Source organism: Streptomyces klenkii (assembly GCF_003626645.1).
Lineage (GTDB): Bacteria > Actinomycetota > Actinomycetes > Streptomycetales > Streptomycetaceae > Streptomyces > Streptomyces klenkii.
On the sequence record NZ_RBAM01000002.1, the window covers coordinates 43010 to 69572 of the forward strand.

The following is a 26563-nucleotide window of genomic DNA, read 5'->3' on the forward strand; positions in this document are numbered from 1 at the left end:
GGGCCTTCGGCGTGCTCAGGCCGTTGTCGTAGTCAGGCCGTTGCCGAGCGGAACTTCCGCACCGCCAGCGTCCGGAACAGCACGATGATCAGCACCGACCAGATCAGCGACGCCCACACCGGGTGCTGCATCGGCCACGCCGCCGGCACGGGATAGCCCTCCGGCAGGTTGCCGAAGAGCTGCCGCGCCGCCTGCACGGTCGCGCTGAAGGGGTTCCACTCCGCGATGTTGCGCAGCACCATCGGCATGTTGTCGGCGGGCACGAACGCGTTGGAGATGAAGGTGAGCGGGAAGAGCCAGATCAGCCCGCCCGAGGTGGCCGCCTCCGGGGTGCGCACGGACAGCCCGATCAGCGCGCCGATCCAGGAGAAGGCGTAGCCGAGCAGGAGCAGCAGCGCGAAGCCCGCCACGGCCTTGAGGACGCCCTCGTGGATCCGCCAGCCCACGATGACCGCGACGACCGCCAGCACGACGAGCGTGAGCGCGGTCTGGACGAGGTCGGCGAGCGTGCGGCCGGTGAGGACGGCGCCGCGGGCCATGGGCAGGGACCGGAAGCGGTCGATCAGCCCCTTGTGCATGTCGTCGGCGATGCCCGCCCCGGCGCCCGCCGTGGCGAAGGTGACCGTCTGGGCGAAGATGCCCGCCATGAGGAACTGGCGGTACGTGGACGGGTCCGTGCTGCCGCCGACGGCGATCGAGCCGCCGAAGACGTAGCTGAACAGCACCACGAACATGATCGGCTGGATGAGCCCGAAGATGACCACCTCGGGGATGCGGATCATCCGGATCAGGTTGCGCTTGGCGACGACGAGGGAGTCGCGCACGGAGCGGCCGAGGCCGCCGTGGACGCGGAGGGCGGCGGCTCTGGAGGCGGGGCTGCCGATGACGCTCATGACGTGACCTCCTGCTGTGCGCCGGGCTCCCCGGACGTCCCGCCGGTCTTGTCCGGCTTGCTGGTCTCGTCGGTCTTGTTCGTCCCGCCCGTCTCGTCGGTCTCGTCCGTCTCGTCGGTGTCCGCCTCCGCGGCGTGCCCGGTGAGCGAGATGAAGACGTCGTCCAGGGTCGGCCGGCGCAGGGCGATGTCGTCGATCTCGATCCCGCGGCCGTCGAGCTCCCGGATGACCTCGGCGAGCAGCTTCGCGCCGCCGGAGACCGGCATGGTCACTCTGCGGGTGTGTTTCTCGACCGTGGACGTGCCCTTGCCGAAGCCGCGCAGGACCGCGTCGGCGGGGGCGATGTGCTCGGGGTCGCGCACGACGACCTCGACGCGCTCGCCGCCCGTACGGGCCTTGAGCTGGTCGGAGGTGCCGCGGGCGATGACCCTGCCGTGGTCGACCACGCAGATGTCGTGCGCGAGGTGGTCGGCCTCCTCCAGGTACTGCGTGGTGAGCAGGAGGGTCGTGCCGCCGGCCACCAGCTCCTGGATGACCTCCCACAGGCCCTGCCGGTTGCGCGGGTCGAGGCCGGTGGTGGGCTCGTCCATGAACATCACGGGCGGGCTGACGACGAGGGCCGCGGCGAGGTCGAGGCGGCGGCGCATGCCGCCGGAGTAGGTCTTGGCGATGCGGTCGGCGGCGTCGCCGAGGTCGAAGCGCTCCAGCAGCTCGCCGGCCCGTGTCTTCGCGTCGCGGGCGGACATCTGGTAGAGCTGGCCGACCATCCGCAGGTTCTCACGCCCCGTCAGGTATTCGTCGACGGCGGCGAACTGGCCCGAGAGGCCGATGGAGCGCCGTACCTGGTCGGGCTTCTTGAGGACGTCGATGCCCGCCACGGAGGCGGAGCCGCTGTCGGGTTGGATGAGCGTGGTGAGGACGCGTACCGCTGTGGTCTTGCCGGCGCCGTTGGGGCCGAGCAGTCCTAGAACGGTTCCTTCCGGTACGTCGAGATCGACGCCGTCCAGAGCTCTGACGTCGCCGAAGGTCTTCACCAGGCCTTCGGCGTAAATGGCACCTGGCATGGAAGTTCTCCCCGCTGGGTGACGTATTACCTGATTTTACGTTCGGTGGTGTGATCCTGCCCTGTGAATGTTGTTCCCCGCTTGTGCAGACAACAGGGAGCAATACCGGGCAATGCCGAACAAGCGCGGAGGGCGGCGCAGGGCAATCCCCCTTCCCCGTACGGTCATCGGGCCTGCGAGTCCGCAGCCCTCTCAGCCGGCCGTCCGGTACCCCGCCTCCCGCAGGGCCGCCGCCACCTCCTCGCAGTGCGCGGGCCCCTTCGTCTCCAGGTGCAGCTCCACTTCCGCCTCGGCCAGGCCGAGCCTCGGGTCGGTGCGGACGTGGCCGATGTCCAGGACGTTGGCGTCGGCCGCGGAGAGCACCTCCAGGAGCGCGGCGAGCGCGCCCGGGCGGTCGGTCAGCCGCAGCCGCAGGCTCAAGTAGCGGCCGGCCGCCGCCATCCCGTGCCGCAGGACGCGCTGGAGCAGCAGCGGGTCGACGTTGCCGCCCGACAACACGGCGACGAGAGGTCCCTCGAACGAGTCGGGATCGGCCAGCAGCGCCGCCACCGGGGCCGCTCCGGCCGGCTCCACGACCATCTTGGCGCGCTCCAGGCACAGCAGCAGCGCCCCGGCCAGGGCGTCCTCGGAGACCGTACGGACCGCGTCGACCAGCTCCCGGACGATGCCGAAAGGCACGTCCCCGGGGCGGCCCACCAGGATGCCGTCGGCCATCGTCACCGGCTTCGCGAGCGCCACGGGGTGCCCGGCGGCCAGCGACGGCGGGTACGCGGCCGCGCCCGCCGCCTGCACGCCCACGATCCGGACGTCCGGCCGCAGCGCCTTGACCGCGGTCGCGATCCCGGCCGCGAGCCCGCCGCCGCCCACGGCCACCACGATCGTGCGCACCTCGGGGCACTGCTGGAGGATCTCCAGGCCGACGGTGCCCTGACCGGTGATGACGTCCGGGTGGTCGAAGGGGTGGACGAAGACGGCGCCCGTCGCGCGGGCGCAGCGGCGGGCCTCGGACAGCGCCTCGTCCAGCACCTGCCCGCGCAGGCGCACCTCGGCGCCGTACGCGCGGGTCGCTGCGACCTTCGGCAGGGGCGCGCTCACCGGCATGAACACCGTGGCGCGCACGCCCAGGAGCGCGGCCGCCAGGGCCACGCCCTGCGCATGGTTGCCCGCGCTGGCGGCCACGACCCCCGCCGCGCGCTCCCCCTGCGACAGCCCGGCGATGCGCGTGTACGCGCCGCGGACCTTGAAGGATCCGGTCCGCTGGAGGTTCTCGCACTTGAGGCGGACGGGGCCGCCGATCAGGCGGGAGAGGTGGCGGCTGCCCTCCAGGGCGGTGACGCGGGTGACGCCCGAGAGGACCGTCCGGGCGCGCAGGACGTCGTCGAGGGTGACAGCGGGCAGGACGGGCCGGCCCGCTGCGCGTACAGCCATGAGGCCAGTGTGGCAGCCGGGCGGGCGGGGCGCGTGCGGCTGCCGGAGGGCTCTGCTCGCGATGGCCCCGCGGCTCGATTCGGCTCGGTTTCGGCTCGCTTGCGCCTCGTTTACGTAACGACCTTATGTAACGACCGTCGTGGCCAACGCATATCGCACAGCTGATTCCGGTGGGCATCGCAGTGCATATCCATGCATACCGAGCGGATTGTGAGGCACCGCTCCAGCGGATTGTCCGCCACCGGCCCAGGGGCCCTCCCGGCCGCGTACTCTGTCCCCCAATCTTCCCTGCCCGACGCACGAAGTGAGCCCCAGGCCATGCCCACCCCTTCGGACATGACGACCGACCTCGCCCCAGGTGTCCTCGACGCGCTCCAGCACCAGGTTGCCGTCTTCGCACGCCGCGCCGAACAGACGCGGCTCGGCGGCGTGGGACAGGTCCGCAACTCGATGGACCGCGCCGCTTATCTGCTGCTCAACCGCCTCGACCAGGAAGGCCCGATGGGCGTCAAGGCGCTCGCCGCCGGCATGGGCATCGACTCCTCGACCGTCACCCGCCAGGTGGCGCCGCTGGTCGACACCGGCCTGGTCAAGCGCACCTCCCACCCCGAGGACGGCCGCGCCGTCGTCCTCCAGCTCTCCCCGCGCGGCAAGGCCCGCCTGGAGGAGGTGCGGGCCTCGCGGCGCGCGCTGATGGCGCTGGTGACGGACGGCTGGAGCGAGGACGAGCGGGACGCGTTCTGCTCGCTGCTCACGCGCTTCAACACCGCGCTCTCCGAGGTGCACAACGCGCTGCCGCCGGTGACGCCGACGACGGCCTGACGGCTTCCGTTTCCGTACGTACGCGCATTCCGCATGTCCGCATCTACGCGGTGTCCGTACGTACGCGTACGCCGTAAATACGGACATGCGGAATGCGCCGTGAAACGCATACGGCGGGCGGGCCGCTTATTCGCGGCCCGCCCGCCGTAGGAGCGGATCGGAGAACTAGCCCAGCGCCTGCGTGAGGTCCGCGAGCAGGTCGTCGACGGACTCGATGCCCACCGACAGGCGGACCAGGTCCGCGGGGACCTCCAGCTGCGACCCGGCGGTCGACGCGTGCGTCATCAGGCCCGGGTGCTCGATGAGCGACTCCACGCCGCCGAGGGACTCGCCGAGGGTGAACACCTCGGTGCGGTTGCAGATCTCGACGGCCTGCTCCTGCCCGCCGGCCACGCGGAAGGACACCATCCCGCCGAAGGACTTCATCTGCTTGGCGGCCACCTCGTGCAGCGGGTGCTCGGGCAGGCCCGGGTAGTAGACCTGGGTGACCTTGGGGTGGGAGACGAGCAGCTCGGCCACGCGCTCGGCGTTGGCGCTGTGCCGGTCCATGCGCACGGCGAGGGTCTTGATGCCGCGCAGCGTCAGCCAGGAGTCGAAGGGGCCGGCGACGGCGCCCATCGCGTTCTGGTGGTAGGCGAGCTCCTCGGCGAGGGCCGCGTCCGCGGTGATCAGCGCGCCGCCCACGACGTCGGAGTGGCCGCCCATGTACTTGGTCGTGGAGTGCACGACGACGTCCGCGCCGAGCGCGAGCGGCTGCTGGAGGTACGGGCTCGCGAAGGTGTTGTCGATGACCAGGCGGATCCCGGCCGAGTGCGCGACCTCGGCGAGGGCGGCGATGTCGCTGATGCCCAGCAGCGGGTTCGACGGGGTCTCGACCCAGATCACCTTGGTCGAGGGCCGCAGGGCGGCGCGCACGGCGGCCGGGTCGGAGGTGTCGGCGACCGACCACTCCACGCCCCAGCGGCTGATCACCTTGGCGAAGAGGCGGAACGTGCCGCCGTAGGCGTCGTTCGGGATGACCACGTGGTCACCGGGCGCCAGGAGCGTACGCAGCAGGGTGTCCTCGGCGGCCAGGCCGGACGCGAAGGCCAGGCCGCGGACACCGCCCTCCAGCGCCGCCAGGTTCTCCTCAAGAGCGGTGCGCGTGGGGTTGGCGCTGCGGCTGTACTCGTAGCCGCCGCGCAGGCCGCCCACCCCGTCCTGCTTGTAAGTGGACACCTGGTAGATCGGCGGCACGACGGCCCCGGTCAGCGGGTCCGGCTCCTGCCCGGCGTGGATGGCCAGGGTTTCGAAGGCATGCTGATCGCTCATTTTCCCGAGCCTAGTACTCCGCACACCCGAACACCCGTGTTCACTTGTAACCGGAGGATGAACGATCCGCGGATGCCGCGCGTTGTTCCTCACATAGCCCTACGCTGCCCCACCCACGTTCAGGACCGCTCATGGAGTTTCTGCTCATCCTGCTGGCCGTCGTCGCCATCGCCGCCGTCGCCGCCGGGCCCGCGCTGCGCCGCTGGCGGGCCCGCGCGGAGCTGCTCGGCGCGGGGCCGGCCGGCGGCCCCGGCGCCGCGGCCGCCGCTCACGGCTTCCTGCCGCCCGAGCAGCTGGACGTCCGCCTGCCCGGCCCCGACCCCGAGCTGCTGAGCGCCGTGGACGAGGCCCGCCGCTCGCAGGACTGGAAGCCGGCCGCCGAGCTGCTCTCGCGCACCCACGACGCGGAGCAGCGCTGGCAGCGCGTGCAGACGCTGGCGGGCGCGGCGGTCCGCGAGCTGGCCGAGGCGCCGGGCACGGGCGGCCTGTGGCTGCGGCACTGGCGGGTGGTGGCCCCGGAGGACGCGGGCGGCGCGGCCGTGCAGGCCGAGTTCCTCGTCCAGCAGGCCCTGCGCGACCCGTCCTCGCAGGACTACCGCATGATCCTGGAGGAGGCCCGCACGGTCTGCGCGGAAGCCGCCCGGCTGGCCCCGGAGGACGTGGTGCCGCTGATCGTCGAGCTGGGCGTGGCGCGCGGCATGGGCGCGGGCGAGGCGGAGTTCCAGTCGGTGTGGGAGCGGGTCGTCTCCCGCGCGCCCCAGCACATGGGCGCCCACCTGGCGGCGCTGCGCTACTGGAGCGCGAAGTGGCACGGCTCCCGCGAGCAGGCCGACGCCTTCGCCCAGCGGGCGGCCGCGGGCGCGGCGAAGGGCAGTCTGCTGCCGGCGCTGCCGCTGTTCGCCGTCCACGACCACCTGCCGGACGTGAACCTCGTCCAGGGCCTCTACCGCAGCGAGGTGGTCACCCGCGCCGTCGAGGCGGCGCAGTTCGCGGTGCTCCACGCCCCGTCCGACCACCCCGTGCTGCCGCACGTCCGGCACCTGCTGGTGTGGTTCCTGGTCAACGCCGAGCGCTATCCGGAGGCCCTGGAACAGCTGCGCCGCGTCGACGGGCACATCGGTGCGGTGCCGTGGTCGTACGAGGCGGATCCGGTCGCGGCGTACGCGGCGTACCGGGCGGTGGCGATGGCGGGCGGGGAATCGCAGGGGCCGGCGAACCGTTGGCTGTAGCAGTCCCGCCGCGCGCACTGGAGGCCTGAAATGCTCTTCCCCACCCGAGAACCCCGCCTCCCCTCCCCCGAGGAGGCCCTGAAGGGCCGCCCGGAGCCGGAATTCCCCCTCCAGGAGCGCCACACGGTCCTGGGCACGCCCCTGGGCGGCCCCTACCCGGCGGGCCTGGAGGTGGCGGACTTCGCCCTCGGCTGCTTCTGGGGCGCGGAGCGCAAGTTCTGGCAGGCGGAGGGCGTCTGGACGACCCTCGTCGGCTACCAGGGCGGCCACACGCCGCACCCGGCGTACGAAGAGGTGTGCAGCGGCCTTACAGGCCACACGGAGGTCGTCCGTGTCGTCTTCGACCCCGCGAAGGTGTCGTACGAGGCCCTCCTGAAGCTCTTCTGGGAATCCCACAACCCCACCCAGGGCTTCCGCCAGGGCAACGACCGCGGCACGCAGTACCGCTCCGCGATCTACACCCACTCACCGGCGCAGCAGTCGGCCGCCGAATCCTCCCGGGACGCGTACCAGCCGGTCCTCAACGGCTCGGGCTACGGCCCCATCACCACGGAAATCCTCCCGGCGGGCCCCTTCTGGTACGCAGAGCCGTACCACCAGCAGTATCTTGCGCGCAACATTAACGGCTACTGCGGCACCGGCGGGACCGGCGTGAGCTGCCCGATCGGGGTAGCGAAGACTGACAACGGGAGCTGAATCCCTGGGCGTAGTCCCAGTGCAGGCAAACCGCGGCTAAGCCTGTCTGACGGCTCTTGTGACTGCCGCCAGGGGAGCTGACCGTGTCACGCACCACACCTCGTGAGCTGCCTACCGCCTCACAGGGAGGCATCCGCTCCAGCGAGGCAGCGGCGCTAAGAGCCATCAGACACAGCCTAGGCGCAGCAAGGTCCGATGCACCATTGGAGCGCGAGGTGCCCGACTGGCAGTCAATCAAGGGCTCAAGACATCAGAAGACCCCTGGAAGCAGCCACTTCGCGAGATGCAAGCTTGTGGGAGAAAATAAGGGTTCAAGCCGTTTCTGCTGAACCTCCCGCACCACAAGCTGGTAGCGGGCCACCGGAGGCCCGGCATGTACAAGGACGACCCAAGGTGGCTCAGCAACGGGTGGGCGTTCCAGGCCAACTCCCCTGAAGAGCTGATGCAGGCCGTATACCGAATAGGCATACTCGGGACCGAGCAACGCTATGCCTGGCGAGGAGTACCCGACTCTCGATACAGGGTCGCCGCGTCGCTTATTCGACGACTTACAGAGGGCACCGGCAGCACATTTCGGCCGCCTAGCGAGAGCCAGGTGGAGGAACAAGAGAAATTCATACTAGAGAAGGCCAGAAGGTGGGGCATAGGCCTTGAGGTAAGCAAGCCCACCCAATTCCATCTACTCGCAGCCCTCCAACACCACGGCGTTCCCACTCGACTTCTAGACGTCACCAGCAACCCCCTGACAGCCCTCTGGTTCGCCTGCCTCCCAAGGGCAGATTTGCCGCAAGACGTGGCGGGAGCCCTGCTAGCATTCGAGGTTTCTAAGTACCCTCCGTACAGAACCTTCACATACTCCGACGAAGAGATTCCTGGTGCGGCCGCCGAGCCCTCAACCTTGATGGGAGCCCTCGACAAGTCCAGGTCAGATCACCGCCCATTTACGCTACACCCGACGTTCAAAGACTCGCGCATGCAGGCACAGGAAGGATTCTTCATTTCCGGCTCCATACCTAAAACTCCTGACATTGCCGGAATAGACGGGATGCCTTTCCCGCAGCCAGTTCGACCGCCTGGGCGGTCTAATCTTTCAGCCCTGTTCGCCGCCACTCTCCCTAATAAACGAACTATAAAGCGCCTCCCATTCACAGTCATCATCGTTCCCCCTGCAGTGAAGAGGAAAATGCGGGAGCATCTCGAAGGGACATTCAATCGAAACTGGGAGTCCCTATTTCCCGACATTGAAGGCTTCGCAGAGGCTTTCCGGGCGGGAGCCCTGAAAGCAGAAAATTGAGGAACGCGGCAGTGCAATCTGGGTCAATAGATTTCCCGAGCCGCAGTTACCACCGATCATGGCCAGCCACTGCACGAGGCCACAACTCCTCATGCTCGCGCGATACTGGGAGCTGTTCGAGACGATGTACACGTTCTTGCTTCCGCGGCGGTCACTCGCGGCTCAGGCCCCGTATACCCGGGTGGCGGGCGTATGTGACTGTGGGTGCCTGGTACGAGTGCCGGAGAACGCAGGCACCGCGATCTTCGCAGAAGACAGCAGCCTCCCCCTGCTGGAGATCTACACGTCAGTCGGCGACCCCGTCGCCACGTGGCCGGAGCCCCACTTCTTCCAGCAACCCTGAACTCAGGGCAACGCTCCCGCGCGCCAACTCCCCTGTCGGCCGGTACTTACCCACCTGGGATACCCCTCTGGGATGCTGGGTGCAGTTGGCGACGGAGGGCAACTCACATGCAGTGGAAGACCCATGGCGAGCGGCAGATCTATACGAACGAGTGGGTGAACTTGTGCCTGGTCGACGTTGAGCAGCCGGACGGCCGGCGGTGGGAGCACCACGTGGTCCGGCTGCGGCACCTCGCCGTGGCGGCCGTGGTGAACGAGCAGCGCGAGCTCCTCATGATGTGGCGGCACCGGTTCATCACGGACTCGTGGGCCTGGGAACTGCCCATGGGGCTGATCGAGGTGGGCGAGACCCCTGAGGAAGCGGCCGTCCGGGAGGTCGAGGAGGAGACGGGCTGGCGTCCCGAGTCGGTGAGACCGCTGGTGTACGCGGAGCCCGCCAACGGGATCACGGACTCGCAGCACTACGTGTTCCGCGCTGACAGCGCCACGTACATCGGCCCGCCGACCGAGAAGAACGAGTCCGACCGGATCGAGTGGGTCCCGTTGGACAAGGTCCGCGGCATGATCGACCGGCGGGAGATCGTCAGCAGTGGCTCGCTGGTGGGCGTGCTGTACGTGCTGATGGACGAAGCGATCCGCTGATCACCTGATCACTGCAGGGCAGCCCGGAGCCGTGTCTGAAAGGTCGCGGCTTCGGGCTGTCGGCTGTACGGGGTGAGCTGCGCCTGGAAGTCCCGCAGATGCCCCATGACGCGCTCGGATCCGACGGAGGCAGCTGTCTCCAGGGCGAGAGCGGCCGTGCTGCATGCCTGGTCGACGTTGCCGCGCTGGAGCTGGGTGGCGGCGAGCCAGTAGGCGTGGAAGGCGCGGCCGCGCTGGTTACGGGCGTCCTCGCGCTGCAACGCGTCCGCGATCAGGGGCTCGGCGGTTCGGGCGTCGCCAAGCCGGCCATGAGCGATGCCGGTGTCCACGATCAGCTTGGGCTCATCGAAGTACGCCACCCATGCCGGGTCCGGGTCGCCGGACGAGATCTGCTCGAACTGGCGATGGGCCTCGGCGAGTGCGGCGTGGGTGGCGGCGCGGTTGTTCAGAGAGGCGTGTGCGAAGGCTTCCCGCATGGACAGCATCGACATGACCCGGGGCGTACCGCCGTGCCCGCGGGCCGCGTCCTGCGCGGCGGTGGACAGCGCCACGGCGTCCGCCGGACGGTCCTCATAGGTGGCCTGCAGGCTCATGCACGCCAGGACATTGGCCATGAACCGGCGCTCGTCAACGGCTTTCGCGAGCTGCAGCGCCTCGGTGAAGTAGGTGCGGGCCTGGCTGTACTGCCGGGCGTCGAAGTACGTCCAGCCGGTGAGCCGGGCAAGCTCAGCGGCGATTCCGTAGAGGCCGCGACGGTACTGGTCGTCGGCAGCGTCCTTGATCAGTTCAACGACGTAGCGAAGCTGGCCCACCACAGCAGGGCGCAGTACCTCGCCACCGTGCTCGTCGTCGCGCCGCCAGTAGTCCTCGATGGAGGAGTGGAGCGCGCGGAGTGTGGACGGGCTGAGCCGCGGGCCGGTGGCGACGGCAAGAATGCTGTCCAGATCCGTACCGGGAATCGTGCTGGTCGGCATGGGCGCGGGGCCCGGCGTGGCTTGCTGCGGAACGGGGCCCGTCGCCGGCTGGACTTCCCATTCCCGGCTCGCCAAGCCGAGCATGGCCCCGGGGATCCGTAGGCCGTCCGCGATCCGCTCGATGACGTGCATGTCCCGGAAGGTGCGCTTTCGGGAGATCACTTCCCCGACCCGGCTCGGTGTCTGACCGATCCGCTGTGCGATCACGGCCGGGTACAGCCCGGCTCGCCTCACCAGCACGAAGACCTTTGCGAAATCCCGTTCGTGGCAGGCGGCGACCATCTCGGGGTCGGAAAGCAACCTGGCGGGCAGGTCAGGGACTTCGGATGGGTTCGACATACGCGGCGCTCCAGCTGGCGGTCGGCTTGCGCTGATCATCGCTGCGGTTCTCCCTCACGCGATGCTACCCACCGTGGGTAATCCATTGGGCCTTATGGCGCGCCCACTTGCTTGGAACTCTGGGGCGCATGTCGGGGAGACAGATACATGTGAACGGTCAAGAGGTGGTGCGGCGTTGGCCTCGCCACCCCCGCTGCGTAGGCCTGGCGCGTGCGGTGCTGAGCAGGGCACTTGAGGTCTGGGATCTGGCGTCGGTCGAGGACGCCGCGCTCCTGGTCCTCTCGGAGCTTCTCACCAACGCGGTGGTGCATGGGCGGGTTTCGCCGGGCCGGGAGATCGAGACCCGGTTCCAGCTTGAGACCGGCGCCCTCCGGATCAGGGTCGATGACGCCTCCGAGCAGTGGCCTTCTGGCCGCTCCCAGCGTGCAGAGGGAGGACGCGGGCTGGCTCTGGTCGGCGCGCTGTCGATCACCTGGGGCGTGAGCAACCGGGTGGGCGTCGGCAAATCAGTTTGGGCGGTGCTGGCAGTACCGGCCGTGAAAGGAGATCACAGTGGCACGCATCAGTGCGTCACAGCTGCAGCCCGATGACATGGTGAGCATCTGCGGCGACATCCGAGAGATCAAGGCCATCCGCAATCTGGAGACGTCACGCGGCAAGGAGTTGGTGCTGGTCTTCAAGGCCGGATCTCCTGTGCGTCTGCAGTCAACGGACGAGGTTCAGACGTCGCTGTACTGGCGTCAGCTGAGGCGATGACGGCAGCCCGGCCGCGCCTCTTGGAGCAGAGGCTGGACGAGGCGCTGAAAGACTTGCGCCTGCGCCTACCTCCGGTGGCGCCGGAGGAAAGCGAAGCCGCGTTGCGGCGGATCCGTGATCGTGTAGCCCAGCGACAACGGGAAGGGCGCGAGCCCCCGTAGGCGGGGTGGAAGCTGCCCACCTGGGTGGGTCCGGCAGCCTTCGCCCTCTGGTTCCCTCGGGGGCAGTGCGCACGGTGATCTCGCCGGTCCGCTGTGGGCGCTGCGGCTCCCTCGACGTCCGAGGGAAGGTCGTGCAGGAGACCCGCCGTCCGCGGCCCTGCTCAACGTGAACGCGGCTTGGGCAGGGCCGCGCGCAACAACCGCATGCAAAACCGGACCACCCCGTTACCTGGCGGGCGCGGGGGTGGTCCGACGGAGACCTTCAAGATCCCCGGTGCCGATGGTACCGGGGCGGTCGCCGTGTGTCAGTGCTGCGAACGCCCTCTGGCGCCAGTCCAGTTCATGGGAAAGGTCCTGGGGCGGATGGGTTCAACGCCGGGGGTCCGACGTCGATGACGCGACCCGGACGTGACGACAGCGCCGGCTGATGAGGCTCCTCACGTGGAACCGCTGCCGCTTCCGACGTTAACGAGAGGAGCTCCACATGCAGTCCACGGAGGATCGCCCGCCGGCTTCTGAGCGCCTGGACAACCAGTGGCGCGGCTACGTTCAACTCATCGTCACGAACTTTCTGCGCGGCGCGTCGTACGCATGCGGTACCGGGGTCGCCGGCTTCGTGTTGTGGTGGGTGCAAAGCCGCTAGATCTTGATGACGGTGACGCGTGCGCCGCATTGCCCACGCAGGGCTTGGATCTCCTCATCCGTGATGGGACCGTGCTCGGCCTCGGCGACCTGGATGAGTTCGTTGAGGTTGTCGCGTTCGATCTGACGGGCGACGGCGGCGGCGACGTAGGAGGACAGGCCGGAAGGGCCGCTGCGGGCGCGAGCGGCTTCCGCGATGTCGCGTGGCATGGTGATCGAGTACTTGCCGGTGGGCTCGCTCATGACGCCTATCCTGCCGCCGTCGCCGCGAGGAATCGGCTCCTGGGCGCGGCGGGGATCACCCGGCAGCCGTGATCCCCAGCGCCGCCGCGTGTGTCGCCAAGCGCTCCGCCGCGAGGGTTTCGCCGGCTGTGTCGCCGCCGGTTGTGGCGACTACCAGGGCCTGGCCGGCCAACTGGTGTGCCCGCTGGTGGAGGGCGGTGATGTGGGCGGGCGTGGCGCGGCTCGCCGTGGGGGCCGCGCGGAGGGGGGCGTGGCCGCGCATGTGGGTGATGCGGTCGGCGAGGCGGTCCGCGGCGTCGTCCAGGGCGCGGGACGGCGTGAGGGCGCGGAGCTCGTCGGTCAGGGTCAGCAGTGCGGTCAGATGCCAGGCGAGCCGGATGTCCAGCTCTTCCTCGCGGGAGCGGTGCAGGCCGCGCATGCCGCAGCGCTGTGCGGCCATGGTGTGGACCGATTGCGTCCGGATCGGCTCGTACATGGATGGCCTCCTGGGAATGCCTCAGAAGGCCATCCTAACTTAGACGGCGTCTAAAGTTGTCTTGTCTACAGGTGTGGTCGGTCGGATGTGGTCGGCCGGATCGGTGCGGCTACGGCTGGCTGTAGCCGTCCAGGAAGTTTCCGATGCGGGTCACCGCGTCCGCCAGGTCCTTCGCGCTCGGCAGCGTGACCAGGCGGAAGTGGTCCGGCTCGGGCCAGTTGAAGCCCGTGCCGTGGACGACCATGATCTTCTCGGCGCGGAGCAGGTCCAGCACCATCTGCCGGTCGTCCTTGATCTTGTAGACCTTCGGGTCGAGGCGCGGGAAGGCGTACAGCGCGCCCTTCGGCTTCACGCACGTCACGCCCGGGATCTGCGTCAGCAGCTCGTGCGCGACGTCGCGCTGCTCCAGCAGCCGGCCGCCCGGCAGCACCAGGTCGTTGATCGACTGCCGGCCGCCGAGAGCCGTGGCCACCGCGTGCTGCGCCGGCATGTTGGCGCACAGGCGCATGTTGGCGAGGATCGTCAGGCCCTCGATGTAGCTGTCGGCGTGGGACTTCGGGCCGCAGACCGCCATCCAGCCGCTGCGGTAGCCCGCCACCCGGTAGGACTTGGAGAGGCCGTTGAAGGTGAGGGTCAGCAGGTCGGGGGCGATGGCGGCGGTCGGGGTGTGCGTGACGCCGTCGTAGAGGATCTTGTCGTAGATCTCGTCGGAGCAGACGATCAGGTTGTGGCGGCGGGCGATCTCGGTCAGGCCGCGCAGCATCTCGTCGTCGTAGACCGCACCCGTGGGGTTGTTCGGGTTGATGATGACGAGGGCCTTGGTGCGGTCGGTGATCTTGCGTTCGATGTCGGCGAGGTCCGGCATCCAGTCCGACTGCTCGTCGCAGCGGTAGTGCACGGCGGTGCCGCCGGCCAGGGAGACCGAGGCCGTCCACAGCGGGTAGTCCGGCGCGGGGACGAGGACCTCGTCGCCGTCGTCCAGCAGCGCCTGCATCGACATCTGGATCAGCTCGGAGACGCCGTTGCCGAGGTAGACGTCCTCGACGGAGAGCTCGATGCCCTTCGTCTCGTAGTGCTGCACCACCGCGCGGCGGGCGGAGAGCAGGCCCTTGGCGTCGCCGTAGCCGTGCGCGCTCCCGACGTTGCGCAGCATGTCCTCGAGGATCTCCGGGGGGCACTCGAACCCGAAGATCGCGGGGTTGCCGGTGTTCAGCTTGAGGACGCGCTCACCTGCCGCTTCCAGCCGCATGGCCTCCTCGAGCACCGGGCCACGGATTTCGTAGCAGACGTTGGCGAGCTTCGTTGACTGGATCACCTGCATGACGGCCACCATACGGGTGCGCAGGACGGGGCGCGCGCCGTTTCCGGGTGCGCCGTCGCCGCCCCGAAGCCGCTGATCACGGCCGTGCGGTGCGCCGGACGGCCCGGCCGGCGAGGACGTCCGTCCGGCGGCCGTCTTCCATCACAAAGCGTCCGGCAATCAGGACATAAGGAATGCCGGTCGGAAGCGTTCGCGGGGCTTCGAAAGTGGCACCGGCGGCCACCGTCTCCGGATCGAAGAGGACGAGGTCCGCGCGCTGCCCGACCCGTACGAGACCCCGGTCGGGCAGCCTCAGCCGCGCCGCGGGGCGCGACGTGAGATGCGCCACGCACTCCTCCAGGGAGAGCACGCCGAGCTCGCGCACGTACCGGCCGAGATAGTGCGGGAACGTTCCGTAAGCGCGCGGATGGGGCTTCGCGCCGTGCAGGATGCCGTCGCTGCCGCCCGTGTGCACGCGGTGCCGCATGATCGTGCGGACGTTCTCCTCGTGGCCCACGTGCTGGAGGATCGTCGGCCCCAGGCGGTCCGCGATCAGCAGGCGGCGCGCCGTCGTCCACGGCTCCTCGCCGCGCTCGCGGGCGGCGCGGGCGACGGTGCGGCCGACGTGGTCCGCGGCGAGGTGCGGGTGCGCGACGCCCGAGATCTCGATCGCCTCCCAGTCGATCGGTACGCCGTGGCAGCCGTCCGCGCCCTCGGTCTCCATCGCGTACCGGATGCGCTCGGCCGTCGCGTCGTCGCGCAGCCGCGCCAGGACCGCCTCCGGGCCGCCCGCGCCCGCCCAGCTCGGCAGCATCGCGGCGAGCGTGGTGCAGCCGGGGGTGTACGGGTACGTGTCGAGGGAGATGTCCGCGCCCGAGGCGAGTGCCGCGTCGAGCAGGGCCAGCAGCTCGGGGGCGCGGCCCTCGTTCACGCCGAAGTTCATGGTCGCGTGGGCCAGGTGCAGGGCGCAGCCGGCGCGGCGGGTCAGCGCGATCATCTCCTCGTACGCGGCGAGGGCGCCCTTCCCGTACGAACGGTGGTGCGGGCAGTAGTAGCCGTCGTACGCGGCGACGACGCGGCAGAGCTCCGTGAGCTCGGCGTCCGTCGCGTACATGCCGGGCGTGTACGTCAGCCCGGACGACAGCCCGACCGCGCCCTGCGCCAGCCCTTCCGCGACGAGCCGCTTCATGCGCCCGGTCTCGGCCGGGGTCGCGGGGCGGTCCTCCCAGCCGACGACGAGCGCGCGGAGCGTTCCCTGGGGGAGGAGATAGGCGGCGTTGACGGCGATGCCCTGGTCCAGACGGCCCAGGTACTCGGCGACCGTGCGCCACGTGAAGTCGATGTCGGCGCCGTCGCCGTTCCAGCCGGTGATCTGGGTGCGCACGGCGGCGAGGGTGCGGTCGTCGACCGGCGCGTACGACAGGCCGTCCTGGCCGATGACCTCCAGGGTGACGCCCTGGGCGGCCTTCGCGGTGTGGGCGGGGTCGCGGAGGAGGGCGAGGTCGCTGTGCGCGTGCATGTCGATGAAGCCGGGGGACAGGGCGAGGCCGTCCGCCTCCACGACGCGGCGGGCGGTGGGGCGGGGGCCGTCCCCCGGACGCCGGATCTCCGCGATGCGGCCCGCGGCCAGCGCGACGTCGGCCCGGTAGGAGGGGCCGCCGGAGCCGTCGACGACGCGGGCGTTGCGGAACACGGTGTCCACGGTGTCCATCGATTGCGCTCCCTGGGTCGAGGACGACCCGGCACCGCCGGGCACGTCCGGTGGGGTTGAGCGCCGCGGCGGTGACCGGCCGCGGCGGGAGAACGCGTCGGCCGTGACCGTCAGAAGGTCGGCCGTGGCCGTCAGAAGAACGTGCGGATGTAGTCCGTGACCGTGCCGTTCTCCGTGGCCAGGGGGATCAGCTGCCACTTGTCGAACACCGTGCACGGGTGCGACAGCCCCAGGCCCACCCAGTCGCCGACCTCGACCTCCGCGCCCTCCGCGAGTTCCACGAACGCGTGCTGGTCGGCGAGGCCGATCACGGTCATGCCCTCGCCGCCCCGCACGGAGCCGTCCCGCGCGGACCGCACGGCCCGTACGACCGGCAGGTCCAGGTCGTACGGCACGTCCCGCTTGCCTGCGTTGAGGTAGGCGCGGCCCGGTTCGGGGCGGGAGACGACCTGGGCCCAGAGGCGGAACGCCGGGCGGAGTTCGCCCTCCTCGGGGTGCCGGTTGAAGGGGGTCTTCTTCCGGTACGCCCCGTCGTCGTGGGTGATGTACGCCCCCGACCGCAGCAGCTTCAGCACGGGCACCGACAGCGCCGGCAGCTCCGCGAAGACCTCGGCGACCGCGTCGAACCACGCGCTGCCGCCCGCGCTGACGACGACCTCCGCCACGCCCGCGAACCGGCCCGCCTCGTCGAACTCGGCGGCCAGCGCGGTCAGCCGGCGCAGCCACGCGCGGACGAGGTCGCCGTCCGCGCCCGGGATCTCCGCCTCGTAGCCGCCGACGCCCGCCAGCCGCAGGGTGCTCACGGCGGCCACGGCGTCGGCGACGGCCGTGCAGTCAGCCTCGGTGCGGGCGCCCGTACGGCCGCCCTCGGCGCCCAGTTCGACGACGACGTCGAGGGGGCGGCGGGCACCGGCCGCGCGGAGGGCGGCGTCCATCAGCTCGACGCCGCGGACGGAGTCGACGTAGGTGAAGAGCCGGAAGTCCGGGTCGGCGTCCAGCTCGGCGGCGAGCCAGCGCAGGGCCGCGGCGTCCACGACCTCGTTGGCGAGGAAGACGCGGCGGATCCCGTGCGCGCGGTAGACGCGGACCTGGGAGACGGTCGCCGCGGTGATCCCCCACGCGCCGTGCGCGATCTGCCGCTCCAGCAGCTGCGGCGCCATCGTGGTCTTGCCGTGCGGGGCGAAGGCCAGGCCGCGCCCGGCGGACCAGCGCTCCATGAGGGCGAGGTTGTGGTCGAGGGCCTCCGCCGACAGGGCGAGCACGGGCGTGGTGAAGCCGCCCGTGAACAGCGAGCGGCGCTCGGCGGCCAGGGCGCCTACGGTCAGGCCCTCGGCGTCCGGGGGCAGGCCCTTGAAGCGGTGGTCGACGCGGGTGTCCGCGAGCCGGGCTACGGCGTCGGCGGTCCCGTCGGTGCCGGTGGTTGCGTCGGCGGTGGCCATGGAGCCTCCCGGGGTGTCTGGGGTGTGCTGTTGTTGCACTCTGTGCAACGACCGTTGCGTACTGCGCTGGCTGCTGTCTAACATCCCGCCAAGTACCGGGTCAACGGTCGTCTCACGCCCCGGGAACGACCGTGACAGGACGCGTACAAACCGCCGGACCGAGCGTGAGCAGCGAGAAGCGAGGGCCGACCGTGACCGCAGCCGCCGCCCCGCGGGGCACCCCGGACGCCGGCCCCGGCGCGGCGGCCCCGGGCGCGGCTCCGCGCCCCGACGTCGTGTGCCTCGGCGAGTCGATGGCCGCCTTCCGGCCCGCGGCGGAACGGGAGCGGCTCGCCGACGCGGCGCTCTTCGCCCGGGGCATCGGCGGCGCCGAGTCCAACGTCGCCTGCGCCCTGGCCGCCGCCGGGCACCGGGCGGCATGGGTGAGCCGGGTCGGCGCGGACGCCTTCGGCGACCACCTGGTGGCCGCGATCGCCGCGTACGGCGTGGACGTCTCCGCCGTCCGGCGCGACCCGGCCCGGCCGACGGGCGTGTACTTCCGTACGGCCGGGGAACGGTCCGTGGGCCTGCCCGCCCCGCCGCCTGAAGCTGGCGGGACGCCCCTCTCCGAAGCCGCCTCCCAAGCCCCTTCCGAAGCCCTCTCCGAAGTCCTCTACTACCGCGCCGGATCCGCCGCCTCCGCCATGTCGCCGGCCCTGGTCAGCCGCACGACCGTCTGGTCCGGCCGCGTACTGCACCTCACCGGCATCACCGCCGCCCTCTCCGCCGGCTGCCTCGCCCTCCTCCGCGCCCTCACCGAGCATCGCCCCGGCCGCCCCCTCGTCTCCTTCGACGTCAACTACCGCGTGGCGCTGTGGCGGAACGCCCCCGACGGGCCCGCTGTCCTGGCCTCCCTCGCCCGCCGCAGCGACCTCGTCTTCGTCGGCGAGGACGAGGCCGAGGCCGCCTGGGGCCTCCACGGCCCCGCCGCGATCCGCGCCGCCCTCCCCGAACCGCGGATCCTCGTCGTGAAACAGGGCGCGGCGGGGGCGACGGCGTATGTACGAGATATACGAGATATACGAGATGTACGCGCCGACGCGGTCCTCTCCGTCCCCGCCCCCTCCGTCGACGTCGTCGCTCCCGTCGGCGCCGGGGACGCCTTCGCCGCCGGCTTCCTTTCCGGCACGCTCCGCGGGCTCGGCATCGAACAGTGCCTGCGCCACGGCCACCTCATGGCCGCCGCCGCCCTCACCGCCCCCGGCGACCTCGCCGCCCCGCCCCGCCGCGAGCACGCCGACCGGCTCGCCGCCCTCGCCCCCGCGGCGTGGGGGAGACTGCGACTCGGCCCGGGCTGGACCGAGCCCGAGGCCGAGCCGCCGGCCGAGCCCACGACCGCGCCCACAGCCGAGCCCGAGCCCGAGCCCGTAACCGCCCCCGGCGAGCCCGCCCCCGCCCCCGCCAGCGCGAAGGAACGCACCCCATGAGCCAGACCGTCGACCGCGCCCTGCGGATCCTGCCGCTCCTCGCCGAGGGGCCGGCCAACCTGGAGCAGGTGGCGGCCCGTCTCGGCGTCCACAAGTCGACCGCGCTGCGCCTCCTGCGCACCCTCCACGAGCACGGCATGGTCTACCGGCAGCAGGACCAGCGCTACCGCCTCGGCACCCGCCTGTTCGCCCTCGCCCAGCAGGCCGCCGAGAACCTCGACGTCCGCGAGATCGCCCACCCGCACCTCGCCGCGCTCAACGAGCGCTGCGGGCACACCGTGCACCTCGCCGTGTACGAGGACGGCGAGGTCCTCTACATCGACAAGGTCGAGAGCCGCTACCCCGTACGGATGTACTCGCGCATCGGCAAGCCCGTCGCGATCACCGTCGCCGCCGTCGCCAAACTGCTCCTCGCCGACCTGCCCGAACCCGAGCGGCGCGCCGTCGCCGAGCGCCTCGACTACCCCGCCTACACCGCCCGTTCGACGCCGAACGCCGCCGCGTACCTCAAGGAGCTCGCGACCGTGCGGGAACAGGGCTGGGCCACCGACTTCGGCGGCCACGAGGAGTCCATCAACTGCATCGGCGCACCCGTCCGCGGCACCGACGGCCGCACCGTCGCCGCCTGCTCGGTCTCCGCGCCGAACGTCGTCGTCGGCACGGGCGAACTCCTCGAACTCCTCCCGCTGCTGCGCCGCACCGCGGACGCCATCAGCGCGGAGTACTCCGGTACGACACCGCCACCCCTCCAGAAAGCGAACTCATGACTGACATAACTGACACGACTGACACGACCGAGAAGCTTGTGAAGACAGCCCTCACCCCCGCCACGCACACCACCCCGCCCGCGAAGTTCTCGCACGGCGTGCGGAAGGGCAACATCCTCCAGGTCGCCGGCCAGGTCGGCTTCCTGCCCGCGGCCGAGGGGCGGCCGCCGACGCCCGCCGGGGACACCCTGCGCGCCCAGACCCTCCAGACCCTCGCCAACGTCAAGGCGGTCCTGGAGGAGGGCGGCGCGACCTGGGAGGACGTGATCATGATGCGGATCTACCTCACCGACACCGCCCACTTCGCCGAGTTCAACGAGCTCTACGACGCGTACTTCGCCGGGCTGACGTCCGTCCCCGCCGCCCGTACGACCGTCTACGTCGGCCTCCCCGCCGGCCTGCTCGTCGAGATCGACGCACTCGCCGTCCTCGGCTGACGGCCGCCGTCACGAGGCCGGGGGGTGCCCGTCGTGCCCGATGTTGCCGCCGTGTCCGCCGTATCCGTCACGTACGCGGCCGAGCGCCGCACCGGAGGGCTGCTCGCCCTCGTCCCGGGCACCGCCGGTCTGCTGACCGTCGCCGCCCTCGGAATCGCCCTGCTCCTCTTCCTCATCATCAAGGCCAGGCTGCAGCCCTTCGTGGCCCTGCTGGCCGTCTCGATCGCCGTCGGCCTCGGCGCCGGGCTGTCCGTGACCGAGCTCTTCGGCACGGTCCAGAAGTCCGGCGCCGTCTCGCTCGTCGAGGCCGGCATGGGCGGCACCCTCGGCCACATCGCCGTCATCGTCGGGCTCGGCACGATGCTCGGCTCGGTCCTGGAGGCCTCCGGCGGCGCGGAGGCCCTCAGCGGCCGGCTCCGCGCCCTCTTCGGCGAGCACCGCGCGCCCCTCGCGATGGGCGTGACCGGCGTGGTCTTCGGCATACCGGTCTTCTTCGACGTCGGCATCTTCGTCCTCGCGCCGATCGTGTACGCGGCCGCCCGGCGCAGCGGCAAATCGATTCTGCTGTACGCGCTGCCGCTGCTGGCCGGCCTCTCCATGACGCACGCCTTCCTGCCGCCGCACCCGGGCCCGGTCGCCGCGGCCGGGCTGCTGCACGTGGACCTCGGCCTGGTGATCCTGATGGGCGCGGCGGCGGGCGTGCCGGCGGTCCTGGCGGCGTGGGCGTACGCGGCGTGGATAGGCCGCCGCGTCTTCGTCCCCGTACCCGAGGAGATGGCGGCGGCGGCCGAGGAGGCGAAGAGGGCGGCGGCAACGACGGCAGCAACGGCGGCTCAGAAGGGCTCGTCAGGCCCAGGTCAAGGCCCAGGTCCAGGCCCCGCTCCCGAGCAGCCGGTCGCGCTCGGCGCCCTGCTCGCCGTCATCGGCACGCCCCTGCTGCTCATCCTCCTCGCGACGTTCTCCTCGGTGGTGTTCGCGCCGAGCACGGGCCGCTCGGTGGTGGAGTTCTTCGGTCACCCGTTCGTGGCGTTGACGATCGCCCTGCTGCTGGCGTACTGGCTGCTGGGTCTGCGGCGCGGCTGGTCCCGTACGTCGCTGGAGGCCGTCTCGACCGCCTCGCTCAAGCCGGTGGGCAACATCCTGCTCGTCGTCGGCGCGGGCGGAGTCTTCGGCGCGGTCCTCAAGGGGAGCGGCGTGGCCCGGGCGCTGGCCGACGCGTTCGCCGGGGCCGGGCTGCCGGTCGTCGTGCTGGCGTGGCTGATCGCGGTCGCCCTGCGGGTGGCGCAGGGCTCGGCGACGGTTGCGATCGTGACGACGGCGGGCATCGTCGCCCCGCTGCTGGCCGGCGGCTCCGGCGGCGGCCACTCGCAGGCGCAGTCGGCCCTGGTCGTCGTGGCGATCTCGGCGGGCTCGGTCTTCGCCTCCCACGTCAACGACGGCGGCTTCTGGATGGTCTCCACGTACTTCGGCATACCGGAGCGGGAGACGCTGGCGTCGTGGACGGTCCTGGAGTCGGTGCTGTCGGTGGCGGGGTTCGCGGTGGCGGCGGCGCTGAGCGCGGTGGTGCCGTGACGCTGCCCCGCCGGACCTGCACCCGGCCCGGCGGGGCCGTTCATTTCAAGGAGCGGGAGCGCCGTACTGCTCGTTCAAGGAGCGGGAGCGCCGTACCGCGGCCTACTTCGTGCAGTACTGCGCTTCCTTGCCGATGACCCGGTACATGCAGTCCGAGGCCTCCAGCAGTTGCAGCACCGCTTCGCGGTTGCGCACGACCTCCCGGTCGATCACCTCGTCGGGCGGGTAGAAGCCGCCGCCCGCGCCGCTCTCGTTCGGATACATCTCGAAGGTGTACGAGAAGATCCGCTGGTCGCCCCAGAGCCAGTCGTCGATGGTCCCGTCGGTGGTGTAGAGGTCGCTGGACTGCTCCGGCTTGTAGCCGTTGCTGGCGGCCATGGACTTGCCGAGCGTCGCGTAGACGTCGTGCTCGTCCTGGCTCATCCCGGGCCCGGTGTCGTCGTAGGTGTAGCCGAAGGGCCACATGACCAGCTCGCTGTACGTGTGGAAGTCGATGCCCGACTTGATCTGCTGCTTGCCGCCGACGATCCGGCTGCGGACGAAGTCGGCGACGACCTTCACCTCGGGCGCGGACTCGCCCGCCGCGCCGCGGTAGGTCTCGGAGCCGGGGCTGCCGGAGGAGCCGCCGCAGCAGCCCCACTTGTAGTTCCAGTTGCGGTTGAGGTCGGTGCCGCGGTAGGCGGAGGCGGCGTTGGGCTGGCGGTTCTTGCGCCAGCCGCGGTACGAGCCGGTGGCGATGTCGTATTCGCCCCCGTCGGGGTTGACGTCGGGCACGACCCAGATCTCGCGCGAGTCGACCATCTTGGTGACGCGCGGGTCGCTGCCGTACTTGGAGCCGAACTCCTTGAGCAGGTAGAGGGCCATCTCGACGGTGAGGTGCTCGCGCGCGTGCTGGTGCGCGGTGAAGAGGACCTCGGGCTCGTCCTCGTCCGTGGCGACGTTGTCGCTGATCTTGACGGCGACGATGTCGCGGCCCTCGTAGGACTTGCCGATGACCTTCTTGCTCATGATCGACGGGTGGGCGGCGACGTCGGCGTCGATCTCCGCCATGGCCTCCTTGTAGTTGTGGTACTTCGCGTCCTCCGGCGGGAAGTCGTACGGCTCGGTGGCCCGCCCGCCCGAGCGGTCCGGCGGGCCGGGCAGCCGGCTGACCTTGTAGCCCATCCGGCGGATGCGCTCGGCCTGGGTGTCGTCGGCCGTGACGACGATCGAGGCGCCCCGCACGGCGTCGACGGAGACGCCGGTCGCGGCGACGGCGGTGCGCTGGGCGGCGGTACGAGGGCCGGTGACCTCGTACTCGTGGGTCCCGTGGGCCTCCTCGGCACCGCGCGAGGCGGCGGGGACGGCCAGGGCCAGGGTGAGCACGGCGGCGAGGGCGGTCGCCCATCTGCCGCGCGAACGCGGTCGCATGCGGTCTCCTGGGGGGTTCCGGTCGTGCGACGGGTGGGGGGTGTCGCGTGGACGGGGTGTCGCGTGGAGGGATGTCGCGTGAAGGGGTGTCGCGAGGGCGTGCTGCGACGCGGGGGATGCCGCGACGTGGGGGGTGTCGCGAGGGAGGGAAAACGGGGTACAGGGGGTGCGTGGTCAGTGTCGAGCTCTGTCATGGACGGGTCAACGTAAGGGAGGCGGGGGAATCCGGCCAAGTTGCGCGCCACTTCGGTGACTTCGGTCCTGTTGATTGCGCCCGCCCCCACCGGCACCAACAATGCGCATGTCAAAACCGAACAGGGCTTCGGCTCGGCTCAGAGAGGAACCACCCCCCATGAGAAGACCTCTCGTCGGTGCGCTCGCCACGCTGCTCCTCACCGGAGCGACCGTGGCCGGTGCGGGCACCGCCACCGCGGCTTCCCCGGACGGCGCCGCGGGCGCCGCCAAGGCCAGGCCCAAGGCGGTCGACTTCGCGGGCACCGTGGCGCTCAGCAACTGTTCAGGCTCCCTGATCCGCCTCCCGGGCTCGTCCGACAACGACCCGGGCCTCGTCATGACCAACGGACACTGCCTGGAGACCGGCATGCCCGGGCCCGGCGAGGTCATCACCGACCAGCCCTCCACGCGGACCTTCAGCCTGCTGAACTCCAGTGCGGGCAAGGTTGCCACACTGCGTGCCACAAAAGTCTCATACGCCACGATGACGGACACGGATGTCACCCTCTACGAGCTGAACACGACGTACGCGCAGATCAAGCAGCGCTACGGGATCAGCGCGCTGAGCCTGTCGCCCGACCACCCCGTCGCCGGCACGGCCATCAAGGTCGTCTCCGGCTTCTGGAAGCGGATCTACAGCTGCAACGCCGACGGGTTCGTCCACAGCCTCCGCGAGGCCGACTGGACCTGGAAGGACTCGCTCCGCTACACCTCGTCGTGCAACACGATAGGCGGCACGTCCGGCTCGCCGGTGGTCGACGCGAACACCGGGAAGGTCATCGCGATCAACAACACCGGCAACGAGAGCGGCGAGCGCTGCACGATGAACAACCCGTGCGAGGTCGACGAGAACGGCCAGGTGACCGTGCGGCAGGGCATCAACTACGCCCAGGAGACGTACGGCATCGCCAAGTGCTTCGCCACCGGAAACAAGCTGGACCTGAGCCTCCCGGGCTGCGAGCTGCCCAAGCCGTGACGTTCCGCTGACCCACGCCCTGCTGCCGGGCGGGCCTCCGGGCCGGTCCGGCAGCGGGCGGGTGCGCGGTGGCCCTGCGGTGGCCCTGCGGTGGCCCTACGGCAGCCCGTGCACGTGCGGCCCGACCGCGCCCGACCAGGAACTGCCGTTGGCCGCGTCCCAGTTCGTGGACCACGTCATGGCGCCACGGATCCCGGGGTACGTGCGCGACGGCTTGAACGACCCGCAGCTCGTGCCCTTGGCCAGGCAGTCCAGCGCGCTGATGACCACCGAGGGGGACACGTAGCCGCTGCCCGCCGCCCGTGGCGAGGCCGGCAGCCCCAGGCCGACCTGCGAGGGGTCGAGGCCGCCTTCGAGCTGGATGCAGGCGAGCGCGGTGAGGAAGTCGACCGACCCCTGCGCGTAGACCTTTCCGTCGCAGCCGTTCATGGAACCCGAGTTGTAGTACTGCATGTTGACGACGGTCAGGATGTCCTTGATGTTGAGCGCGGTCCGGAAATAGCCCGCCGACGTCGACTGCATGTCGATCGTCTGCGGCGCCATGGTGATGACGAGCCCGCTGCCCGCCTTCGCCGACAGCGCGCGCAGCGCCTGCGTCATGTACGTCGGGTTCAGCCCGTTCTCCAGGTCGATGTCGACGCCGTCGAACCCGTACTCCCGCATCAGGGCGTAGACGCTGTCCGCGAAGTGCGCCGCGGAGGAGACGTCGTTGACGGTGACCGTGCCGCGCTCGCCGCCGATGGAGATGACGACGCTCTTCCCTGCCGCCCGTTTGGCGGCGATGTCGGCTTTGAACTGCGCTTCGGTGTAGTTCAGCGCGGGGTCGAGCCGGAAGTCGACCGCGCCGGGCGTGGCGGTGGCGTCGGCGAAGGCGACGGCGATGATGTCGTACTGGCTCTGCACGTCACTGATCTTCTGGACCGTGGCGCCGTTGTTGAAGTTCTGCCAATACCCGGTGACGGCGTGCTTGGGTACCGAGGGCCCCGGCCCCGGGTCGCCGCCGCCCGGGCTCGTTGTGGCCGTCACCGCTGCCGACTTCGGGGATTCTCCGGCGGCGTTGGTGGCCGAGACCTCGAAGCGGTACGAGGTCGACGCCGCGAGCCCCGTCACGGTCGCCGAAGCCGCCTCCGCCGAGAGCACCTTGGTGCCGTCCCGGTAGACGTTGTAGCCCGTGGCGCCGGGCACCGCGTCCCAGGACAGGGCCACGGACGAGGCGGTCACGGCCCCTGTCCTGAGTCCGCCGGGAGCACCCGGCACCGGATCCCCGGGGTCGCCGCCGCCCGGCCCCGTCAGGGTGATGTCGTCGGCGAAGTAGGCGGGCTGCCCGTACCACCCATGGGTGTAGACGGTGACGGAGGTGGTGGCGGGACCCGTGGTGAACGTGGTGGTGAGCTGCTGCCAGGACCCCGCGGACGGCGTCCAGGTGGAGACGTCCGTCGTCCCCGTGCCGTCGGCGCCGAGATACACGTAGGAGCCCTGCACCCACGCGCTCAGCGTGTACGAGGAACCGGGCCGTACGGCGACGGTCTGCGCACACCGGGCGTTGTCCGCCCCGGCGGGCACCGCCTTGAGCGCACCGCTCCCGGTGTGCACGGGAGAGGCGACGGCGGCGCCGCTGCCGCCGGAACACGTCCAGCCGGCCAGACCGGCCTCGAAGCCGGGGTTCTTGGTGAGGTTGCCGTCGGCGGTGGCCGGCCCGGTTCGGTTGCCGCCGGTGGCGGCCGGCCCGGTTCCGTTGCTGTCGGTGGCGGCCGCCCCGGCCGGGGCCCCGCCACCGGCCGCGTGCGCGGCGGGCCCGGAGCCCAGGGCGGGGAGGGCGGCCAGGAGGAGAGCCGCGGCGGTCAGGGCGGGTATGCGGCGTCTGCCGCGGTGAAGTGCGGTCTGCCGATGGGGAACCACTGCTTCCTCCGGTGGGTCGTGGGGTTTCGGAGAAACCCGGA

At 70.9% G+C, this 26563-nt stretch carries 26 protein-coding genes; 14 read left to right on the top strand and 12 right to left on the bottom strand.

Features of this window, described 5'->3' with window-relative positions:
- Positions 1 to 32 precede the first annotated feature (32 nt).
- From D7231_RS03575 to ilvA, 3 genes are all read right to left on the bottom strand, one after another.
- A complete protein-coding gene (locus D7231_RS03575) occupies positions 33 to 893 on the bottom strand; it encodes an ABC transporter permease (protein ID WP_120753461.1) in 861 nt (286 codons plus the stop codon).
- Positions 890 to 1957 (bottom strand): ATP-binding cassette domain-containing protein, encoded by a 1068-nt coding sequence (locus D7231_RS03580; protein WP_120753462.1) that lies wholly within the window; start codon positions 1955 to 1957, stop codon positions 890 to 892. Before D7231_RS03580 ends, D7231_RS03575 begins: the two co-directional genes overlap by 4 nt.
- Positions 1958 to 2149: 192 nt before the next feature.
- Positions 2150 to 3385, bottom strand: a complete 1236-nt coding sequence (gene ilvA / locus D7231_RS03585; RefSeq protein ID WP_120753463.1) for a threonine ammonia-lyase — start codon at positions 3383 to 3385, stop codon at positions 2150 to 2152.
- A gap of 318 nt (positions 3386 to 3703) precedes the next feature.
- On the opposite strand from ilvA, the gene D7231_RS03590 reads away from it, so the two are divergent.
- Positions 3704 to 4207: a MarR family winged helix-turn-helix transcriptional regulator gene (locus D7231_RS03590; RefSeq protein WP_120753464.1), complete on the top strand. Its 504-nt coding sequence runs from the start codon at positions 3704 to 3706 to the stop codon at positions 4205 to 4207.
- A 165-nt stretch (positions 4208 to 4372) separates the two neighbouring features.
- Here the strand turns inward: D7231_RS03590 and D7231_RS03595 are convergent, their stop codons facing one another.
- The gene (locus D7231_RS03595; protein WP_120753465.1) at positions 4373 to 5518 is read right to left on the bottom strand and encodes a cystathionine gamma-synthase; all 1146 of its coding nucleotides are present in this window, start codon (positions 5516 to 5518) and stop codon (positions 4373 to 4375) included.
- 131 nt (positions 5519 to 5649) lie between these two features.
- Between D7231_RS03595 and D7231_RS03600 the strand changes: the two genes are divergently transcribed.
- The 5 genes from D7231_RS03600 to D7231_RS03620 all read left to right on the top strand — a co-directional run bounded on the left by D7231_RS03600 (position 5650) and on the right by D7231_RS03620 (position 9721).
- Complete coding sequence (locus tag D7231_RS03600; protein ID WP_120753466.1) at positions 5650 to 6747, top strand: hypothetical protein; 1098 nt, start codon at positions 5650 to 5652, stop codon at positions 6745 to 6747.
- Between the two features lie 30 nt (positions 6748 to 6777).
- A complete protein-coding gene (gene msrA / locus D7231_RS03605; RefSeq protein ID WP_120753467.1) occupies positions 6778 to 7443 on the top strand; it encodes a peptide-methionine (S)-S-oxide reductase MsrA in 666 nt (221 codons plus the stop codon).
- A 373-nt stretch (positions 7444 to 7816) separates the two neighbouring features.
- A complete protein-coding gene (locus D7231_RS03610) occupies positions 7817 to 8737 on the top strand; it encodes an FRG domain-containing protein (RefSeq protein ID WP_120753468.1) in 921 nt (306 codons plus the stop codon).
- Between the two features lie 217 nt (positions 8738 to 8954).
- The gene (locus D7231_RS38085; RefSeq protein ID WP_277875535.1) at positions 8955 to 9080 is read left to right on the top strand and encodes a hypothetical protein; all 126 of its coding nucleotides are present in this window, start codon (positions 8955 to 8957) and stop codon (positions 9078 to 9080) included.
- A gap of 107 nt (positions 9081 to 9187) precedes the next feature.
- The gene (locus D7231_RS03620; RefSeq protein ID WP_120753470.1) at positions 9188 to 9721 is read left to right on the top strand and encodes an NUDIX domain-containing protein; all 534 of its coding nucleotides are present in this window, start codon (positions 9188 to 9190) and stop codon (positions 9719 to 9721) included.
- An 8-nt stretch (positions 9722 to 9729) separates the two neighbouring features.
- On the opposite strand, the gene D7231_RS03625 is transcribed toward D7231_RS03620, so the two are convergent.
- Complete coding sequence (locus tag D7231_RS03625) at positions 9730 to 11034, bottom strand: NsdA family TPR-like regulatory protein (RefSeq protein ID WP_120753471.1); 1305 nt, start codon at positions 11032 to 11034, stop codon at positions 9730 to 9732.
- A gap of 128 nt (positions 11035 to 11162) precedes the next feature.
- Here D7231_RS03625 and D7231_RS03630 point away from each other — a divergent pair, with 128 nt between their 5' ends.
- From D7231_RS03630 to D7231_RS36920, 3 genes are all read left to right on the top strand, one after another.
- Positions 11163 to 11624 carry an ATP-binding protein gene (locus D7231_RS03630; RefSeq protein WP_120753472.1) on the top strand — a complete coding sequence of 154 codons (462 nt, stop codon included), beginning with the start codon at positions 11163 to 11165 and terminating at the stop codon, positions 11622 to 11624.
- Positions 11587 to 11790, top strand: a complete 204-nt coding sequence (locus tag D7231_RS36130) for a hypothetical protein (RefSeq protein WP_147449683.1) — start codon at positions 11587 to 11589, stop codon at positions 11788 to 11790. The genes D7231_RS03630 and D7231_RS36130 overlap by 38 nt, the downstream gene beginning before the upstream one ends.
- 645 nt (positions 11791 to 12435) lie before the next feature.
- Positions 12436 to 12594, top strand: a complete 159-nt coding sequence (locus tag D7231_RS36920) for a hypothetical protein (protein WP_199739301.1) — start codon at positions 12436 to 12438, stop codon at positions 12592 to 12594.
- Here D7231_RS36920 and D7231_RS03635 read toward each other — a convergent pair.
- From D7231_RS03635 to D7231_RS03655, 5 genes are all read right to left on the bottom strand, one after another.
- On the bottom strand, positions 12591 to 12836 hold the full coding sequence (locus D7231_RS03635) for a CopG family transcriptional regulator (RefSeq protein WP_120753473.1): 246 nt from the start codon (positions 12834 to 12836) through the stop codon (positions 12591 to 12593). The genes D7231_RS36920 and D7231_RS03635 overlap by 4 nt on opposite strands.
- Before the next feature lie 55 nt (positions 12837 to 12891).
- On the bottom strand, positions 12892 to 13311 hold the full coding sequence (locus D7231_RS03640; RefSeq protein WP_120753474.1) for an SCO4983 family protein: 420 nt from the start codon (positions 13309 to 13311) through the stop codon (positions 12892 to 12894).
- 109 nt (positions 13312 to 13420) lie between these two features.
- The gene (locus tag D7231_RS03645) at positions 13421 to 14632 is read right to left on the bottom strand and encodes a pyridoxal phosphate-dependent aminotransferase (protein ID WP_120753967.1); all 1212 of its coding nucleotides are present in this window, start codon (positions 14630 to 14632) and stop codon (positions 13421 to 13423) included.
- A 76-nt stretch (positions 14633 to 14708) separates the two neighbouring features.
- Positions 14709 to 16313 carry an N-acyl-D-amino-acid deacylase family protein gene (locus D7231_RS03650; RefSeq protein WP_120753968.1) on the bottom strand — a complete coding sequence of 535 codons (1605 nt, stop codon included), beginning with the start codon at positions 16311 to 16313 and terminating at the stop codon, positions 14709 to 14711.
- A gap of 140 nt (positions 16314 to 16453) precedes the next feature.
- Positions 16454 to 17761 carry an alanine racemase gene (locus D7231_RS03655; RefSeq protein WP_120753475.1) on the bottom strand — a complete coding sequence of 436 codons (1308 nt, stop codon included), beginning with the start codon at positions 17759 to 17761 and terminating at the stop codon, positions 16454 to 16456.
- A gap of 191 nt (positions 17762 to 17952) precedes the next feature.
- Here D7231_RS03655 and D7231_RS03660 point away from each other — a divergent pair, with 191 nt between their 5' ends.
- The 4 genes from D7231_RS03660 to D7231_RS03675 are packed head-to-tail and all read left to right on the top strand — an operon-like array spanning position 17953 to position 22003.
- The gene (locus D7231_RS03660) at positions 17953 to 19227 is read left to right on the top strand and encodes a sugar kinase (RefSeq protein WP_422396670.1); all 1275 of its coding nucleotides are present in this window, start codon (positions 17953 to 17955) and stop codon (positions 19225 to 19227) included.
- Positions 19224 to 19994 (top strand): IclR family transcriptional regulator, encoded by a 771-nt coding sequence (locus D7231_RS03665; protein ID WP_120753476.1) that lies wholly within the window; start codon positions 19224 to 19226, stop codon positions 19992 to 19994. Before D7231_RS03660 ends, D7231_RS03665 begins: the two co-directional genes overlap by 4 nt.
- A complete protein-coding gene (locus D7231_RS03670) occupies positions 19991 to 20431 on the top strand; it encodes a RidA family protein (RefSeq protein WP_120753477.1) in 441 nt (146 codons plus the stop codon). Before D7231_RS03665 ends, D7231_RS03670 begins: the two co-directional genes overlap by 4 nt.
- A 51-nt stretch (positions 20432 to 20482) precedes the next feature.
- On the top strand, positions 20483 to 22003 hold the full coding sequence (locus D7231_RS03675) for a GntP family permease (RefSeq protein WP_120753970.1): 1521 nt from the start codon (positions 20483 to 20485) through the stop codon (positions 22001 to 22003).
- Between the two features lie 102 nt (positions 22004 to 22105).
- On the opposite strand, the gene D7231_RS03680 is transcribed toward D7231_RS03675, so the two are convergent.
- A complete protein-coding gene (locus D7231_RS03680) occupies positions 22106 to 23413 on the bottom strand; it encodes a M14 family metallopeptidase (RefSeq protein WP_120753478.1) in 1308 nt (435 codons plus the stop codon).
- A 352-nt stretch (positions 23414 to 23765) separates the two neighbouring features.
- On the opposite strand from D7231_RS03680, the gene D7231_RS03685 reads away from it, so the two are divergent.
- Positions 23766 to 24623 (top strand): S1 family peptidase, encoded by an 858-nt coding sequence (locus D7231_RS03685; RefSeq protein WP_120753479.1) that lies wholly within the window; start codon positions 23766 to 23768, stop codon positions 24621 to 24623.
- A gap of 96 nt (positions 24624 to 24719) precedes the next feature.
- On the opposite strand, the gene D7231_RS03690 is transcribed toward D7231_RS03685, so the two are convergent.
- Positions 24720 to 26429 (bottom strand): chitinase, encoded by a 1710-nt coding sequence (locus D7231_RS03690; protein WP_120753971.1) that lies wholly within the window; start codon positions 26427 to 26429, stop codon positions 24720 to 24722.
- Between the last annotated feature and the right edge of the window lie 134 nt (positions 26430 to 26563).